Annotated in this window: 14 protein-coding genes; 7 read left to right on the top strand and 7 right to left on the bottom strand. The window is 60.0% G+C overall.

Translation table 11 applies throughout. From position 1 onward, the window contains the following. Positions 1–4: 4 nt before the first annotated feature. The 6 genes from AD669_RS24555 to AD669_RS24530 form a co-directional block, all read right to left on the bottom strand. Complete coding sequence (locus tag AD669_RS24555) at positions 5–886, bottom strand: symmetrical bis(5'-nucleosyl)-tetraphosphatase (protein WP_053124401.1); 882 nt, start codon at positions 884–886, stop codon at positions 5–7. After that, on the bottom strand, positions 886–1,266 hold the full coding sequence (gene apaG, locus AD669_RS24550) for a Co2+/Mg2+ efflux protein ApaG (protein ID WP_053124399.1): 381 nt from the start codon (positions 1,264–1,266) through the stop codon (positions 886–888). Before apaG ends, AD669_RS24555 begins: the two co-directional genes overlap by 1 nt. 112 nt (positions 1,267–1,378) lie before the next feature. Continuing rightward, on the bottom strand, positions 1,379–2,197 hold the full coding sequence (rsmA, locus tag AD669_RS24545; RefSeq protein WP_053124397.1) for a 16S rRNA (adenine(1518)-N(6)/adenine(1519)-N(6))-dimethyltransferase RsmA: 819 nt from the start codon (positions 2,195–2,197) through the stop codon (positions 1,379–1,381). Then, on the bottom strand, positions 2,194–3,183 hold the full coding sequence (gene pdxA / locus AD669_RS24540) for a 4-hydroxythreonine-4-phosphate dehydrogenase PdxA (protein WP_053124395.1): 990 nt from the start codon (positions 3,181–3,183) through the stop codon (positions 2,194–2,196). Before pdxA ends, rsmA begins: the two co-directional genes overlap by 4 nt. Beyond that, complete coding sequence (gene surA / locus AD669_RS24535) at positions 3,180–4,496, bottom strand: peptidylprolyl isomerase SurA (RefSeq protein ID WP_156316189.1); 1,317 nt, start codon at positions 4,494–4,496, stop codon at positions 3,180–3,182. The genes pdxA and surA overlap by 4 nt, the downstream gene beginning before the upstream one ends. After that, positions 4,477–7,254 carry an LPS-assembly protein LptD gene (locus AD669_RS24530; protein ID WP_053124393.1) on the bottom strand — a complete coding sequence of 926 codons (2,778 nt, stop codon included), beginning with the start codon at positions 7,252–7,254 and terminating at the stop codon, positions 4,477–4,479. Before AD669_RS24530 ends, surA begins: the two co-directional genes overlap by 20 nt. Positions 7,255–7,384: 130 nt before the next feature. Between AD669_RS24530 and AD669_RS24525 the strand changes: the two genes are divergently transcribed. The 3 genes from AD669_RS24525 to AD669_RS24515 are packed head-to-tail and all read left to right on the top strand — an operon-like array spanning position 7,385 to position 9,841. After that, complete coding sequence (locus tag AD669_RS24525; RefSeq protein WP_053124391.1) at positions 7,385–8,404, top strand: aminoglycoside phosphotransferase family protein; 1,020 nt, start codon at positions 7,385–7,387, stop codon at positions 8,402–8,404. Further along, a complete protein-coding gene (gene murU, locus AD669_RS24520) occupies positions 8,401–9,072 on the top strand; it encodes an N-acetylmuramate alpha-1-phosphate uridylyltransferase MurU (RefSeq protein WP_053124390.1) in 672 nt (223 codons plus the stop codon). Before AD669_RS24525 ends, murU begins: the two co-directional genes overlap by 4 nt. A 1-nt stretch (position 9,073) precedes the next feature. Beyond that, positions 9,074–9,841 (top strand): TerB family tellurite resistance protein, encoded by a 768-nt coding sequence (locus tag AD669_RS24515; protein WP_053124388.1) that lies wholly within the window; start codon positions 9,074–9,076, stop codon positions 9,839–9,841. Between the two features lie 94 nt (positions 9,842–9,935). Here AD669_RS24515 and AD669_RS24510 read toward each other — a convergent pair whose 3' ends face one another. Then, positions 9,936–10,925 (bottom strand): alpha/beta hydrolase family protein, encoded by a 990-nt coding sequence (locus tag AD669_RS24510; protein ID WP_053124385.1) that lies wholly within the window; start codon positions 10,923–10,925, stop codon positions 9,936–9,938. Positions 10,926–10,999: 74 nt separating this feature from the next. Here AD669_RS24510 and AD669_RS24505 point away from each other — a divergent pair, with 74 nt between their 5' ends. The 4 genes from AD669_RS24505 (at position 11,000) to AD669_RS24490 (ending at position 16,689) form a co-directional block, all read left to right on the top strand. Then, positions 11,000–13,396, top strand: a complete 2,397-nt coding sequence (locus tag AD669_RS24505) for a PAS domain S-box protein (RefSeq protein ID WP_053124382.1) — start codon at positions 11,000–11,002, stop codon at positions 13,394–13,396. 114 nt (positions 13,397–13,510) lie between these two features. Beyond that, positions 13,511–14,152, top strand: a complete 642-nt coding sequence (locus AD669_RS24500; protein ID WP_172680165.1) for a response regulator transcription factor — start codon at positions 13,511–13,513, stop codon at positions 14,150–14,152. 320 nt (positions 14,153–14,472) lie between these two features. Then, positions 14,473–15,597: an ABC transporter ATP-binding protein gene (locus AD669_RS24495; protein ID WP_053124380.1), complete on the top strand. Its 1,125-nt coding sequence runs from the start codon at positions 14,473–14,475 to the stop codon at positions 15,595–15,597. Positions 15,598–15,645: 48 nt separating this feature from the next. Beyond that, a complete protein-coding gene (locus tag AD669_RS24490; protein ID WP_053124378.1) occupies positions 15,646–16,689 on the top strand; it encodes an ABC transporter substrate-binding protein in 1,044 nt (347 codons plus the stop codon). The last annotated feature ends 73 nt before the right edge of the window (positions 16,690–16,762 follow it).

The following is a 16,762-nucleotide window of genomic DNA, read 5'->3' as shown; positions in this document are numbered from 1 at the left end:
CAGTTTAACGCGGTGCGTTGACTGGCGAAGTTTCGGGGATAAGTGTTGCGACGGTTGGCGCGAGACCACCGTGTTCATCGCATTTGCATGACAGGCGTTCGCCGCTGTCGACGTTCATCAGGGTCAGGCTGCCGCCCCAGACACAACCGGTGTCCAGCGCCGAGATGCCTGGCTCATGGATATTGCCTTCAAGGGCCGCCCAGTGACCAAAGATGATGCGCAGGCCTTTGGTCTTGCGCTCTTTGTGCTGAAACCACGGTTTGTAGCCGGGCGGTGCAGTATCGAGGCCTTCCTTGCTCTTGAGGTCGAGCTTGCCCTCAGCGGTGCAGAAACGCATGCGCGTGAAGTAGTTGGTGATCACGCGCAGGCGAGTCACGCCTTTGAGGTCGTTGTCCCATTTCGCCGGATCGTTGCCGTACATGCCGTCGAGGTAGGCGGGGAACAGGTTGTCGTCGCGCAGCGCTGTTTCGACTTCATCCGCGCACTTCAAGGCGCGGCGCAGTGACCATTGCGGTGGAATGCCGGCGTGAACCATGGCGACATCACGCATTTCGTCGTAATGCATCAGCTTCTGCTGACGCACCCACTCAAGCAGTTCGGCACAGTCCGGTGCGTCGAGAATCTCGCGCAAGGTGTCGGACTTCTTCAAACGCTCGATATTTTTGGCGGCAGCCAGCAGATGCAGATCGTGATTGCCCAACACGCAGACCAGCGACTCGCGCATGCCGTACAGAAAGCGCAGGGTCTCCAGCGACTGCGGGCCTCGGTTGACCAGATCGCCGACCAGCCACAGCCGATCGAGCGTCGGGTCGAACACGACTTGCTTGAGCAGACACTTCAGCGGTTCGAGGCAGCCTTGCAGGTCGCCGACGGCATAGGTTGCCATCAGTGCAAGGCCCCGGGCACCGCCAGGCGGAAAGGTTTGATGATCGCGTCGAAATGCTTGCCATCTTCGGCGACCATTTCATAAGTGCCTTGCATGGTGCCGACCTTGGTGGTCATCACCGTGCCGCTGCTGTAGGTGTGGCTTTGCCCGGCATTGATCAGTGGTTGCTGACCCACCACACCGGCGCCGCGTACTTCTTCGACGTGGCCATCGCCATCGGTGATCACCCAGTGCCGCGACAGCAGCTTGGCCGGGATCGCGCCATTGTTCTGCACGGTGATGGTGTAGGCGAAGGCGAAACGGTCGTGCTCGGGTTGCGATTGGTCTGCCAGATAGCGGGTAACGACGCTGACATCGACCTGGTAACGGGAATCGGACATGCAAGGGGCCTTAACGAAGCGGAACGCGGGGCGTAGCTGATGGGGAATCAGTCTAGGCAAGTATCGGGCAGTAAACCAGAGTGGCGTCCTGCCCGATAGCGTTCATCGTATGTCAGTCGGCGGCGGGGGAGGCCGGGACTTGTACTGCGAGCTGGTCGGCCAGGCGCACGAATGCGGCCAGATCCAGTTGCTCCGGACGCAGGCTGCCATCGACGCCGGCAGCTTCGATTTCAGCATTGCTGAGCAATTGTTTGAGGGTGTTGCGCAGAGTCTTGCGACGCTGGTTGAAGGCTTCGCGCACAACGCGCTCCAGCAACTTGTGATCCTTGGCCGGGTGCGGCAGCACGGCATGCGGCACCAGACGAACGATCGCCGAATCAACTTTTGGCGGCGGGTTGAACGCGCCCGGGCCAACATTGAACAGATGTTCTACGCGACAGTGGTACTGAACCATGATCGACAGACGACCCCAGTCACCACCGCCAGGGCCTGCGGCCAGACGCTCGACCACTTCTTTCTGCAGCATGAAGTGCATGTCGCGAATGATGCCGGCGTTGTTCAACAGGTGAAAAATCAGCGGCGTCGAAATGTTGTACGGCAGGTTACCGACCACACGCAGGCTGTTTGGCGCGGCGTTGAGCGTGTTGAAGTCGAACTTCAGCGCGTCGCCCTGGTGCAGGTTGAAATTGCTCTTGCCGGCGAACTGCTGATTGAGGATCGGGATCAGATCCTTGTCCAGTTCCACCACGTCGAGTTGCCCGCCGGAATTCAGCAGGCCGGCGGTCAGTGCGCCTTGGCCCGGGCCGATTTCCAGCAGGCGATCGTCAGGCTTGGCGCTGATGGAGCGCAGGATGCGGTCGATAACGCCGGCATCGTGCAGGAAGTTCTGGCCAAAGCGTTTGCGCGCCTTGTGTTGGTATTGCTCGGTCATAAACGGGTCTCGGCCATCTGGTAGGCGGTTTCCAGGGCGACTTGCAGGCTGCCGGTGTCGATCTTGCCGCTGCCGGCCAGATCCAGGGCAGTGCCGTGGTCGACCGATGTGCGGATGATCGGCAGGCCCAGGGTCACGTTGACGGCAGCGCCGAAGCCTTTGTACTTAAGCACAGGCAGGCCCTGGTCGTGGTACATCGCCAGCACTGCGTCGCAGTGCTCCAGATATTTGGGGGTAAACAGAGTGTCGGCAGGCAGCGGGCCACGAAGGTCCATGCCCTCGCCGCGCAGGCGCTCTAATGTCGGTTCAATGATGTCGATTTCTTCATGGCCCAGGTGTCCGCCTTCGCCAGCGTGCGGGTTGAGTCCGCACACCAGAATGCGTGGCTGGGCGATGCCGAATTTGTTTTGCAGATCGCTGTGCAGAATTCGCGTGACCCGTTCCAGCCGTTCCGGCGTGATCGCATCGGCAATCTCGCGCAAGGGCAGGTGAGTGGTGACCAGTGCCACACGTAAACCGCGTGTCGCCAGCATCATCACAACCTGTGCGGTATGGGTCAGGTCAGCCAGAAACTCTGTGTGACCGGAGAACGCGATGCCCGACTCGTTGATCACGCCTTTGTGTACCGGCGCGGTGATCATCCCGGCGAAATCGCCGTTCAGGCAGCCGTTGCCGGCACGGGTCAGGGTTTTGAGGACGAAAGCAGCGTTGGCCTTGTCCAGTTGCCCGGCCACCACCGGGGCGCTGAGCGGGGTATCCCAGACGTACAGGCTGTTGGCGGGCGCCGGGGCGTCCGGCCAGTGATTCGGGCCGACATCCAGCAAGTTGACGGCCAGCCCCAGCTGCGCGGCCCGCTCATTGAGCAGGTCGCGGCTGGTGATGGCAATCAGGGGATGTGGCTGGGCTTGCGAGGCGAGCAGCAGGCACAGGTCGGGACCGATGCCGGCTGGTTCGCCGGGTGTCAGCGCGAAACGCTTGGGTTTCACTGCGCTGCCTGGTCTGCACCAGGGAGTTTGATCTCTACGTACGCTTCGTCACGGATCTGACGCAACCAGGTTTGCAGCTCTTCGTCGTATTTGCGGTTACGCAGTACGGTCATGGCTTGCTGCTCGCGGGCCTGTTCGGTGCTGTCAGTGGCACGACGGCCAAGGACTTCCAGAACGTGCCAGCCGTATTGGGTCTGGAATGGCTTGGACAGCTGACCTTGTGGGGTCTTGGCCATCACTTCGCGGAATTCCGGCACCAGTGCGCCCGGATCGATCCAGTTCAGGTCGCCGCCGTTGAGCGCCGAACCCGGGTCTTCGGAGTAGCTTTTCGCCAGTTCAGCGAAGTCTTCACCGGCCACGATGCGGTCATACAGCGACTGCACCAGGGCTTTGGTTTTGGCTTCGTCGCGAATCGGGCTTGGCTTCACCAGAATATGGCGGACATGCACTTCGTCTCGCATCTGGGTCTCGCCACCACGCTTGGCCAGCAGCTTGAGGATGATGAAACCACCCGGTGTGCGCGCTGGTTGAGTGATGTCGCCTACGGCCATGCTGCTCAGCTCGCGGTCGAACGGAGGTGGCAATTGAGCGGCTTTACGCCAGCCCATGTCGCCGCCTTCCAGTGCGTTGTCGCTGGCGGATTTGGCCACGGCCAATTGACCGAAGTCGGCGCCTTGCTTGAGTTGCTGGTAAACATCCATGGCCTGACGGGCAGCGTTCTGAATTGCTTCAGAGTTAGCGCTTTCCGGGGTTGGAATCAGGATATTGGCCAGGTGCAGTTCTTCGGACAGCTGCATTTTGCCCAGATCGGAAGCGAGGAAGTTTTTCACTTCCTGCTCGGAGACCTGGATGCGTTCTGCCACACGACGCTGACGCACACGGCTGATGACCATTTCACGGCGGATCTGATCACGAGCGTCGTCGTAAGACAGACCGTCGTGAGCCAGAGCGGCGCGGAATTGATCCACAGTCATGTTGTTGCGTTGTGCAATGGTGCCGACAGCCTGGTTCAGCTCTTCATCGGTGATGCGGATACCGGAACGTTCGCCGATCTGCAGTTGCAGGTTTTCGACGATCAGGCGCTCAAGCACCTGTTGATCCAGTACGCCCGGAGGCGGCTGGCCGCCTCCACGCTTGGCGATGGTCTGCTGAACTTCGTGGACACGCTGATCCAGTTGGCTCTGCATGACCACGTCGTTGTCGACGATCGCGACCACTTTATCGATGGACTGAACGGCGGCGTTACCCGCCGTACTCAGGAACAGCGCGCCCAGCATCAGCGGGCGCAGACAATCAGAAAGCTTGGTCTTCACGTTGACGATAACCTTGGATGCCTTTGTCGAGGAAACTCTCAGCCTTGGCGCCAGTCAGGCCGCCCAGTCCCTTCAGAACAATTTGGAGGAAGACGCCGTGGTCGCCTTTTTCGTTTTGCGGAGCTTCCTGACTGAATTCGTCGTAGGAAACCCAGTAACGGTTGATCAGGCGCAGTTTCCAGCAGCAGTTGTCGTATTCGAAACCACCGAAGGCTTCCAGCGTACGGTTGCGGTTGTAGTCGTACTGCCAGCGGCTGATCGCGCTCCACTGCGGAACGATCGGCCAGATGACCGAGAAGTCATGCTGCTGGATTTTGTAGTAGTCCTTCACGTAGCCAGCAGTACCAGGGGTGCCGTAGTCACCGCCGCCCACAGTCCACTTACCGGTGTTCTGGTCATAGCGAACCTGGTCGTTGCGATAGCGATAGCCGACGTTGACGATCTTGTTCGGATTGTCTTCAGGCTGGTAGTGGAACATCGCGCTGCCGGAACGTGGGCTGCGGCTGTCCGGGTCCCAGTTGTAATCGGCAGTGGTGCGCCAATCGCGGTTCCAGCGATATTCGTATTCCAGTGCGTAAGGCGAAACGTTGGACTTGGCGTCGTCACGGTCAGCAAAGCTGATGCCTGGCAACTGAACCTTGCGATCCTTGAAGTACAAAGCCTGGCCGACGCTGATGCGTTGACGCTCGAAGCCGTCGTCTTCGATCCAGCGACTGGTCACGCCCAGCGACAGCTTGTTCTCGTCGCCGACACGGTCGGAGCCGGAGAAACGGTTGTCACGGAACAGCGAGGCATAGCTGAAGCTATATTCGCTGGTGTCAAACACCGGAATGTCTTCCTGATCCTTCTCTGGTACGTAGAGGTAGAACAGGCGCGGTTCCAGAGTTTGATTGTAGTTCTTGCCGAAGTAGGAAGTCTTACGATCAAAGTACAGACCGCTGTCGATGCTGGCGATAGGTACGCCACGGTTTTGATTGCGGCTGTAATCTTCACCTGGCAGCAACGAGGTCTTACCTTTCTGGTCAAGATCCAGGTTGTATTGGGTGTATTGATACTTGAGCGATGGTTTGAGGAAACCATACGTCCAGTTCATCGGCAGGCTGACACCCGGTTTCAGGTTCAGACGGTCGCCATTGGCGCGAGCCAGGCCTGCGATGTTGTTGTCGAGGCGAGGCTCAGGATCAGTGCCATCTTTATTGGTGTAATCACCCGTCAACAGATCCCGATCAAAACGAACCAGCTCGGTCTCGTAATCAAAGTCCAGACCCTCCGGATGAACCGGCAACTGACCATTGAAGGTGATTTGCGGCAAACGGTCATACGGAGTGACGTTCGCTACGGTAGCCAGTTGATAAGACTGCGCGTTCAAACGTGCCGTGTAACTGTCGCCACGATAGGTGACCGAACCTTGCTGGTTGACGTAATCCGAACTCTTCACGCCAATTTGATCGGTTTCCAGATCCTGGAAGTAGTACGGATCGCTGATCTTGGTGTAATCGACTTCCGTCAGAACGCGCGAATCCAGACCACCCTTGTGTTGCCAGTTGTACATGTAGCGGGTTGTCTTGGAGTCGGTCTGCCCGTCGCGATCGTCGCTTTCGTCGTTCAGGTACGCCGCGCCGAACTGACCTTCGCTGGTCGGGGTCAGGTAGCGGAATTCGCCTTCCATCAACAGGCCGTGCTTGGCCATGTAACGCGGATACAACGTGGCGTCGTAGTTTGGCGCCAGGTTGAAGTAGTACGGGGTTACCAGCGTAAAGCCGGTATCGCTGCCGGTGCCGATGGTCGGCGGCAGGAAGCCGGATTGACGACGGTCGTCGATCGGGAAGTAGATGTACGGGGTGTACAGGATCGGAATGTCCTTGACCCGCAGTGTCACGTTGGTCGCGGTACCGAAACCGGTGGCCGGGTTCAAGGTGATGTTGTTGCCCTTGAGCTGCCAGGCGTTGCTGTTCGGTTCGCACGTGGTGTACGTGCCGTCCTTCAAGCGGATGATCGCGTTCTCGGCGCGCTTGGCGTACAACGCGCTGCCGCGGATACGCGATTTGTGCATCACGTATTCGGCGTTATCGACCTTGGCTTCACCGGTGTCGAGCTGTACATCGGCGTGGTCGCCGACGATCAGCGCGCCGTTGTCGCGGATACGAACATCGCCCGCGAGTTCGGCGCGGCTCTCGGCCTGGTACAGGCTCGCCTCGTCGGATTCAACCTGCATGCTGCCCTGACGCAAGACGACATCACCGGCCAACGTACCGACTTGATCATCGGTGTTATAGCGCGAGGCTTTTGCGCCGATAAAGGTAGGCGCATCGCTTTTGTTCGTCTTGTCATCCATGCCAGGACGAGTCGGCTCGATGTAGGCACCCGAGCAATACGGGCCGGTTTCGGCCAGTTGCGCGGCAGTCAGCTTCTCGCGCGGAACCCAGTCGAGGTGACTGTAGTCTTCGCTACGGGCTTTCAGGCCGCGGCCTTTGGCTTCGGTGACCAGTGCGGTTTTAGGGCCTTCGTTGGCAACCTTGCCATCTTCGGCCACAGCGGTGCCGGTAGCGCTGACAGCACTGCCGTCATGCACTGGGCGCGGAGGCAATGCAGCCGCCGTCGCCTTGGGCGCACAGGCCCAACCACCCGTTGCCGAGACGGAGCAGTCATACTGCTCGGCGGCAACAACGAATTGACTGGCCAGAGGTTGCATAGCCAGCAGACTGCCGGTTACCAACAACGGAAATTTTTTACGAAACGCGGGGGATTTCAATGCCATCTTATTAGTCCGGGCTTCCTGCGTGCCATCTGCCCGCGGTGTGGGCCGCACGCCTCTCGATGGTCTGAAAAAGATGCTGGATAATAAAGCATGACCCGCTTGACGGCTAGCGCCGTCGGAGACCCTTGCAATGCCTGACCAAGATGTACGCTTGCAACACCTGAAAGTTTGGCTCGATGAACAGCTGGCAATCCTCTTTGCAGATCAGGGTTGGGGCGCTGTGCCCCCGGCCACGTTGACTGCGGCCAGCAGCGACGCGAGTTTCCGCCGTTACTTCCGTTGGGAAGGCGAGGGCAAAAGCTTTGTCGTCATGGACGCTCCGCCCCCCCAGGAAAACTGCAAACCGTTCGTGGATATCGCTTTTTTGCTGGCGAAATCCGGAATAAATGTGCCGAAAATTTACGCAGAAGACCTCGAGCGCGGTTTTCTTTTGCTTAATGACTTGGGTAACAAGACCTATCTCGACGTGATCGATGGCGAAAATGCCGACGCATTATTCAGCGATGCCCTGCAAGCACTGCTGGCATTTCAGCAGTTGCCGATGGTCGCGCCGCTGCCGAGTTATGACGTTGCCTTGCTGCGCCGTGAGCTGGAACTGTTCCCCGAGTGGTATGTGAAGCGTGAACTCGGCGTCGAATTCGATTCGGCCCAGCAACAGCAGTGGCAGCAGATCAGCGATCTGTTGATCGACAGCGCCCTGGCCCAGCCGAAAGTGCTGGTGCACCGCGACTACATGCCGCGCAACCTGATGCTCAGCGAGCCGAATCCCGGCGTGCTGGATTTTCAGGACGCGGTCTACGGCCCGGTCACCTACGACGTCACCTGTCTGTTCAAGGACGCCTTCCTCAGCTGGCCTGAAGAACGCGTGCGCGGTTGGCTGGAAAATTACTGGCAGCAAGCCTCGGCATTGAATATCCCGGTGCAGTCGAACTTCGAAGACTTCCTGCGCGCGAGCGACCTGATGGGCGTGCAGCGGCATCTGAAAGTCATCGGCATCTTCGCGCGCATCTGCCACCGCGACGGCAAGCCGCGTTACCTGGCTGACGTACCGCGTTTCTTCTCCTATATAGAAGCAGTGATTGCCCGTCGCCCGGAACTGGCCGAGTTGCAAGCGCTGTTCACCAGCCTGCGGGGTGGAGCGACAGCATGAAGGCAATGATTCTGGCGGCAGGCAAAGGCGAGCGCATGCGCCCGCTGACCCTGACCACTCCTAAACCGCTGGTGCGCGCCGGCGGCGTGCCCTTGATCGAATATCACCTGCGCGCCCTCGCGGCCGCCGGTTTCAACGAGATCGTGATCAACCACGCCTGGCTCGGTCAGCAGATCGAGGATTACCTCGGTGACGGCTCGCAGTTCGGCCTGAGCATCCAGTACTCGCCGGAAGGGGAGCCGCTGGAAACCGGCGGCGGGATTTTCCGCGCGCTGCCGTTGCTCGGTGACGATGCGTTTCTGGTGGTCAACGGTGATATCTGGACGGATTACGACTTCAGCGTGCTGCACCAGCCGATCAACGGTCTGGCGCATCTGGTGCTGGCGGACAACCCGGCGCATCACCCAACCGGCGACTTTTCTCTGGTCGATGGGCAGGTGATCGACGGCCAGGCTAATGCTGCGACTTTGACCTACAGCGGCATCGCGGTACTGCATCCGCAACTGTTCGACGGTTGCACGGACGGCGCCTTCAAACTCGCGCCGCTGCTGCGTAAAGCCATGGCCGAAGGCGAAGTCACTGGCGAACGCCTGAAAGGTCACTGGGTGGATGTCGGCACCCACGAGCGTCTCGCGGAAGCGGAAACATTGATAGAAGCGAGTCGCTGACATGTTGTGGCCAGGGACTCTGATTGGAGCCGGAGCGGGATTTGCGATTGCCAGCATTCCGGGGGCCATGCTTGGGGCTTTGTTGGGGCAGGCGCTGGATCGGCGTCTGCACTTGCAGAGCTGGGGGCATTTACGCGAAAAGCTCGGCGGTCGACCGATGTTGCGCAACGACGAATTGTTGTTTGTGCTGCTCGGGCGTCTGGCCAAGAGTGATGGGCGCGTCACTGACGGGCATATCCAGCAGGCGCGCAACGAAATGCGTGCGCTGGAGATGAGTGATCCGGCAATGCGTCGGGCGATTGCCGCGTTCAATCGCGGTAAGTCGGGTAACGACAGTCTGCGCGGGTATCTGCGTCGACTCAGCGGCCAGCCCCATGCTGCCGAGGGTGTGTTGCGCGCCTGTTGGCGGATGGTCTGGGCCGATGGTCGCGCCGGTGTCAGCGAACGTGAATTGTTGGCGCAGTGGGGCAAGTGGCTGGGCTGGACAGTGCAGCAGGTGCAGGCACTGGCCAGTGATTACGAGCCCGGCAAGCGGCCAATCGTCAGTGCGGCGGTGAGTTATCAGGAGGCGATGCGTTTGCTCGGGGTGTCGGCCAATAGCGAACCGGCGCAGATCAAGCGGGCGTACCGGCGGCTGTTGAGTCGGCATCACCCGGACAAGATTGCCGGCACGGGAGCAACGACGGCGCAGGTGCGTGAGGCGACCGAGCGTACGCGTGAGTTGCACAATGCCTACACATTGATTCGTGAGCGGCGGGATTTTCGCTGACCGTTGAAGATCAAAAGATCGCAGCCTTCTGCAGCTCCTACCTTGGAATGCGTTTCCTGTAGGAGCTGCCGCAGGCTGCGATCTTTTTGCTTTATCAGTCGGTGTTCTGCGGATTCAACCAGCCGCGCACCCGGCGGAACAACTGTTCCTGCTCAGCCTTTTTATCCGGCAACGCCTGCAACGCCACCTGACTAAACGCCGAAGTCTTCAACCGCTTGCTCGCCTGCATACGCTCCAGCGCCGCATTGCGATCCAGCGCCTTGTCCATGTAGAAAATATCTGCGGTCGGCAATTTCAATGTCGGTGTCAGCTCCGCCAATGCCGGTTTGGCTTTGGCCGGTGTCTGCGCATCGACCATCACAAACTTCTCCACCTGCGCGGTCTGCTTCTCGCTCAGATAACGCGCCGCCCAATAAGCCCCGGTGCCATGACCGAGCACGACAATGCTGCGCGCGCTCTGCTGTTCGGCGTAGGCAATGGCCGCGTCGATGCGGGCGAAGATGCGCTCGCCGTCAGCCTTTTCCTGTTCTTCCACAGTATCGGCCGCAACTTGATCGGCGACCTCGGCTTCACCGCCGGCGGCCTGCTCAATCGGCTGCGCGGTGGTGGCATCCTTGCTGCCGGTTTCCGGCGCTTTCGGCGCGGCGGCGGGCTCGACGACGCGCGGTGCGATGGCATCGCTTTGCAGATCGGGCAGGGTGATACTCAGGCTGCTCCATTTGGCGTCGGGCAATTTCTGCCGCAACGGGCCGATTGCTTGCGGCCAGTCAGCGGTTTCGCCGGCGCCGGGGATGATAATCACCGCGCCCTTGGGTTCGGCGGTGTTGGCGGTTTTCCACAGGGCGAGGAAGGTGTCGCTGCCGGCCTGCAACTGTTGCTGCTCTTGCGCCGGAACCGTACGGCCGAGTGCGGCGGCTTCTTCCTGACTACGCTCAAGCAGTGGCTGGCGTTCGACGGGTTTCGCTTCCGCAGGTTTTTCCGCCGAGGCGGCGGGCGCCGGATCGGCGGCTTCGACGGAAAACGCACAAGGCAGGATCAGCGACAGGCACAATGCTGGCATTGCCAGGCGGTAGACAGAGGGCATCGGTTATTCCAGGCCAGAAATGTATCCCGGCAGCCTAATGGGTTGGTCAGAATTTGTCAGTGTATGAGACTTCAATGAAGCGATTTTGCTGCCTCTGGTTTATCGGCTGGTTGTGCTTTCCCTTGATTGCCTGGGCGGTGCCTGAGCCGTCGGCGCACGCTGCGCAATTGACGGCGAGCCAGCAACAGTGGCTGGCGCAACACAATGAACTGCGCGTCGGTCTGGTGTTGCAGGCGCCGTTTGCGCAATACGACCGGCGTTTGCAGAAGTTGTCCGGAGCCAATGTCGAGTTGATGAAGTCGTTGGCCAAGGTGCTCAATGTCGAACTGAGCTGGCGCAATTTTCAAGATCTCGCGCAACTGGAAGCGGCGGTGCGCGAAGGTGAAATCGACATCGCCCCCGGCCTGATGCAAACCCCGAGCGCGCTGCGTCTCTGGCAGTTTTCCGACCCCTACATGCGCGTGCCGCAACTGGTGGTCAGCGATCAAAAAGCCAGCGCCACGATCGATCTGGAAAAACTCGATAGCCAGACCCGCGTCGCCGTGCGCATGCCCAGCGCAACCGCCGATTATCTGCGCGGCAACTATCCCCATCTCAACCTGCAAGGCGTGCCGCTGGAACGTCAGGCGTTGCAGTTGCTGCTAAGTCAGCAGGCGTCCTATGCGGTGGTCGATGAAGCGCAACTGGGGCGACTGTCGGTGGAGCCGGAATTTGCCGAACTGGTAGTGGTTGGCGATATCGGTCTACCGCAATTGTTGCGGGTTGCTTCGCGACGGGATTGGCCGGAGCTGGCCGGTATCGTCCAAAGCGCCTTGCGCGCGATCCCGGCGAAAGATCTGGAGCGCTTGCACAATCAATGGCTGCAACCGAAATACCCGCGATTCTCGGAGTCGCCGGGCTTCTGGCAAAACCTCGCGCTGTTGTTTGCGGTGATGTTGCTCAGTTGCGTGGCGATTGTGTTCTGGCAACGGCGCCAGCAGCACAGCCTCGAACAACGTTTGCTCGCCGCCCGGGAAGACATTGCCTTGCGCGCCGCCAGCGAAGAAGCGCTGCGGCTGACGCAATTTTCCATCGATCAAAGCACCGTCGGCATCCTCTGGGTCAACTGGGACAGCCATGTGCGCTACGCCAATCGCGCGGCGGAAAACATGCTCGGTTATCCCTCGGGCGGGTTGATCGAGCGGCCGCTGATCGACTTCGAACCGGGTCTGCACATGGATCGCTGGCTCAACCTGTGGAAGCGTGCGCGAGCCAGCGAAGAAGGGCCGTTGAGTTTTGAAACCAGTTGCGTGCGTGCTGACGGCAGTATTTTGCCAGCGGATGTGTCGCTGAGTTTTCTGCGTTTTCGCGACAGTGAATACCTGGTGGTCTACCTCACCGACGTCACCGACCGCCGTCGCGCACTGGCCGCGTTGCAGGAAAGTGAGGCGCGGCTGCAAGGCATCGCCGCCAACGTGCCGGGATTGGTGTTCCGGCTGGAGCGCGCGCCGGTGACCGGGCAGATCGACTTTGCCTACATCAGCGAGGGTAGCGAAAGTCTGGTGGGCTACGCGCCGGCCGCCATCGCCCATCGCGACATGGGCCTGCGCAGTCTGGTGCACCCGGACGACAAGGCCAGTTATCACCGCACCCAGGATCAGGCGCTGGACACCGACAGCGACTGGTCGTGGCAGGGCAGAATTGTTACGCGACAGGGCCAGCAGCGTTGGGCCGAAATCAAGGCGATCACCCGGCAACTGGAGGATGGCGCGTACGTCTGGGACGGCATCGTCTGGGACATCACCGAGAGCAAACGCATCGAACTGGAACTGGCCGATTCTCGTGAACAGCTGCGCGAACTGTCGGCGCACCTTGAAAGCGTGCGCGAAGAAGAGAAGGCGCGCATTGCCCGCGAAGTGCACGATGAGCTGGGGCAGATGCTCACGGTGCTGAAACTGGAGACATCGATGTGCGAATTGGCCTACGCGCAACTCGACCCGGGCCTGAACGAACGGCTGAACAGCATGAAGCGCCTGATCGCCCAGTTGTTCCAATTGGTGCGTGATGTGGCGACGGCGCTGCGTCCACCGATTCTGGATGCCGGGATCGCGTCGGCGATCGAATGGCAGGCGCGACGATTTGAAGCGCGTACGCAGATTCCATGTCTGGTGCAGGTGCCGGAGAATCTGCCGGCGCTGAGTGATGCCAAGGCGATCGGGTTGTTCCGGATTTTGCAGGAAGCGCTGACCAACGTGATGCGTCACGCTCAGGCGCATACTGTGGAACTGACGCTGGCGCTGGAGGGCGATGAGTTGTGCCTGACGGTTGCCGATGATGGCGTAGGATTTGTCGCCGCTACGGGCAGGCCGACTTCGTTTGGTTTGGTCGGCATGCGCGAGCGGGTGTTGATCATGGGTGGGCGGTTGGTGCTGGAGAGTGAACCGGGGGAGGGTACTAGCCTGAATGTTTGGGTGCCGGTGAATGAAGTCTGAGGATTTGTGGTGTCGACGCTGGCCTCTTCGCGAGCAAGCTCGCTCCCACAGGGAAATGCATTCCAATGTGGGAGCGAGCTTGCTCGCGAATGATGCTGACGTTGAATTCGAACAATGGAGAAGAACGTGATCCGTGTACTGGTAGCCGAAGACCACACCATCGTCCGTGAGGGCATCAAGCAATTGATCGGCCTGGCCAAGGATCTGCAAGTGGTGGGCGAGGCGAGCAATGGCGAACAACTGCTGGAAACCCTGCGCCATGTGCCGTGCGAAGTGGTGCTGCTCGATATCTCCATGCCCGGCGTCAATGGCCTGGAGGCGATCCCACGGATTCGTGCACTGAACAATCCGCCGGCGATTCTGGTGCTGTCGATGCACGACGAAGCGCAGATGGCCGCTCGCGCATTGAAGGTCGGCGCGGCCGGTTATGCGACCAAGGACAGCGATCCGGCGCTGTTGCTCACGGCGATCCGCAAGGTCGCGGCGGGTGGGCGTTATATCGACCCGGATCTGGCGGATCGGATGGTTTTTGAAGTCGGCCTGACCGATGCACGTCCGCTACATTCGTTGCTATCCGAGCGTGAGTTTTCAGTGTTCGAGCGCCTGGCCCAAGGCGCCAACGTCAACGACATCGCCCAGCAACTGGCGCTAAGCAGCAAAACCATCAGCACCCACAAGGCGCGGCTGATGCAGAAGCTCAACATCACCTCGCTGGCCGAACTGGTCAAATACGCGATGGAACACAAACTCCTCTGAACCCGCCCCCTGTAGGAGCTGCCGAAGGCTGCGATCTTTTGATTTTGCTGTTTATAAAGTCAAAAGATCGCAGCCTTCGGCAGCTCCTACAGTAGACCGTGTTGGCATATCTGTTAGCGACACGCGTTTTTTGCTTGTTCTTGCAGCTCGCCGCTCACCCCTTGCCACTGCCGTATCCGTTAGCGCCATCGTTGTAGGGCAATCCCTACCCCCAACCTTCCATCCGGCTGAGGCGATTCTCTCCTGCGCCCCGATTTGCGTGCCTGTCAGCAACCACTAGGCTTAATCCACAAGCAGTCATCAACAACAAAGGTGTGGGTATGAGCCAGGTCGATTCAAACGCAGGGGCCAGTGATGTGCTGGTCAGCTTTCGTGGAGTGCAGAAGAGCTACGACGGCGAGAACCTGATCGTCAAAGACCTCAACCTGGACATTCGCAAAGGCGAATTTCTCACCCTGCTCGGGCCGTCCGGTTCCGGGAAAACCACCAGCCTGATGATGCTCGCCGGTTTCGAAACGCCGACTGCCGGCGAGATTCTGCTGGCCGGGCGCTCGATCAATAACGTGCCGCCGCATAAGCGCGACATCGGCATGGTCTTTCAGAATTACGCGCTGTTCCCGCACATGACCGTCGCTGAAAACCTCGCGTTCCCGCTGACCGTCCGTGGCCTGAACAAAAGCGACGTCAGTGACCGCGTGAAGAAAGTTCTCAGCATGGTGCAGCTCGATGCGTTCGCTTCGCGCTACCCGGCGCAGTTGTCCGGTGGTCAGCAACAACGTGTGGCATTGGCCCGCGCGCTGGTGTTCGAACCGCAACTGGTGTTGATGGACGAACCCCTCGGCGCCCTCGACAAACAATTGCGCGAACACATGCAGATGGAAATCAAACACCTGCACCAGCGCCTCGGCGTGACCGTGGTCTACGTGACCCACGATCAGGGTGAAGCGCTGACCATGTCTGACCGCGTCGCGGTATTTCATCAGGGCGAAATCCAGCAGATTGCTCCGCCGCGCAGCCTCTACGAAGAGCCGAAAAACACTTTCGTCGCCAACTTCATCGGCGAGAACAACCGCCTCAACGGCCGACTGCTCAGCCAGACCGGCGAACGTTGCGTGGTCGAGTTGGGCCGTGGCGAAAAGGTCGAGGCGCTGGCGGTCAATGTCGGCAAGACCGGCGAACCGGTGACCCTGTCGATCCGTCCGGAGCGCGTCAGCCTCAACGGGTCGAGCGATCAATGCGTTAACCGCTTCTCAGGGAGGGTGGCGGAATTCATCTATCTGGGCGACCACGTCCGGGTGCGCCTGGAAGTCTGCGGCAAGACCGACTTCTTCGTGAAACAACCGATTGCCGAGCTCGATCCCGCGCTCGCCGTCGGTGACGTGGTACCGCTTGGCTGGCAGGTCGAGCACGTTCGCGCGCTTGATCCACTTCTAGAGGCGAACTGATCGCCCCGGCAATACCAACACCAACCCTGCACGTGGAGAGAACAATAAATGTTGAGATCCCTGAAGTTCACCGCCCTGACCCTGGGCCTGATGGGTGCGGCCAGCGCAATGGCCGCTGGCCCGGATTTGACCGTGGTGTCGTTTGGCGGGGCGAACAAGGCGGCGCAAGTCAAAGCCTTCTATGCACCGTGGGAAGCGGCGGGCAACGGCAAGATCGTCGCCGGCGAATACAACGGCGAAATGGCCAAGGTCAAAGCCATGGTCGACACCAAGAGCGTGTCGTGGGACCTGGTCGAAGTTGAATCGCCAGAACTGTCCCGTGGTTGCGACGAAGACATGTTCGAACAACTCGACCCGGCGCTGTTCGGCAAATCCGAAGACTACGTCAAAGGCGCGATTCAGCCGTGCGGCGTAGGTTTCTTTGTGTGGTCGACCGTGCTGGCTTACAACGCCGACAAGCTGAAAACCGCACCGACCAGTTGGGCGGATTTCTGGGACACCAAGCAGTTCCCGGGCAAACGTGGCCTGCGTAAAGGCGCCAAGTACACCCTCGAATTCGCCTTGATGGCCGATGGTGTGGCGCCGAAAGACGTCTACAAAGAACTGGCGAGCAAGGGCGGCCAGGATCGCGCCTTCAAGAAACTTGATGAGCTGAAACCAAGCATTCAGTGGTGGGAAGCCGGCGCGCAACCGCCGCAATACCTCGCTTCCGGTGATGTGGTGATGAGCTCGGCCTACAACGGTCGCATCGCGGCGGTGCAGAAAGAGTCCAACCTGAAAGTGGTGTGGAACGGCGGCATCTACGACTTCGACGCCTGGGCGATCCCGAAAGGTCTCGACGCCAAGCGTGCCGAAGCGGCGAAGAAGTTCATCGCCTACTCCGTACAGCCGCAGCAGCAGAAGACCTACTCGGAAAACATCGCCTACGGCCCGGCCAACACCCAAGCCGTGCCGCTGCTGGCCAAGGACGTCCTGAAAGACATGCCGACCACCCCGGAAAACATCGCCAACCAGGTGCAGATCGACGTCAGCTTCTGGGCTGACAACGGCGAGCAACTGGAACAGCGCTTCAACTCCTGGGCTGCGAAATAACCCGAGGGCTCGCCCTCTTGTGAGGGCGAGCTTCTGGTGCACTGAGTTTGTGTGGGGAGTGAGATTTTGTGGC

Source organism: Pseudomonas sp. P1.31 (genome assembly GCF_001269815.1).
GTDB lineage: Bacteria > Pseudomonadota > Gammaproteobacteria > Pseudomonadales > Pseudomonadaceae > Aquipseudomonas > Aquipseudomonas rustica.
This window is presented reverse-complemented; position numbering and strand designations above follow the sequence as displayed.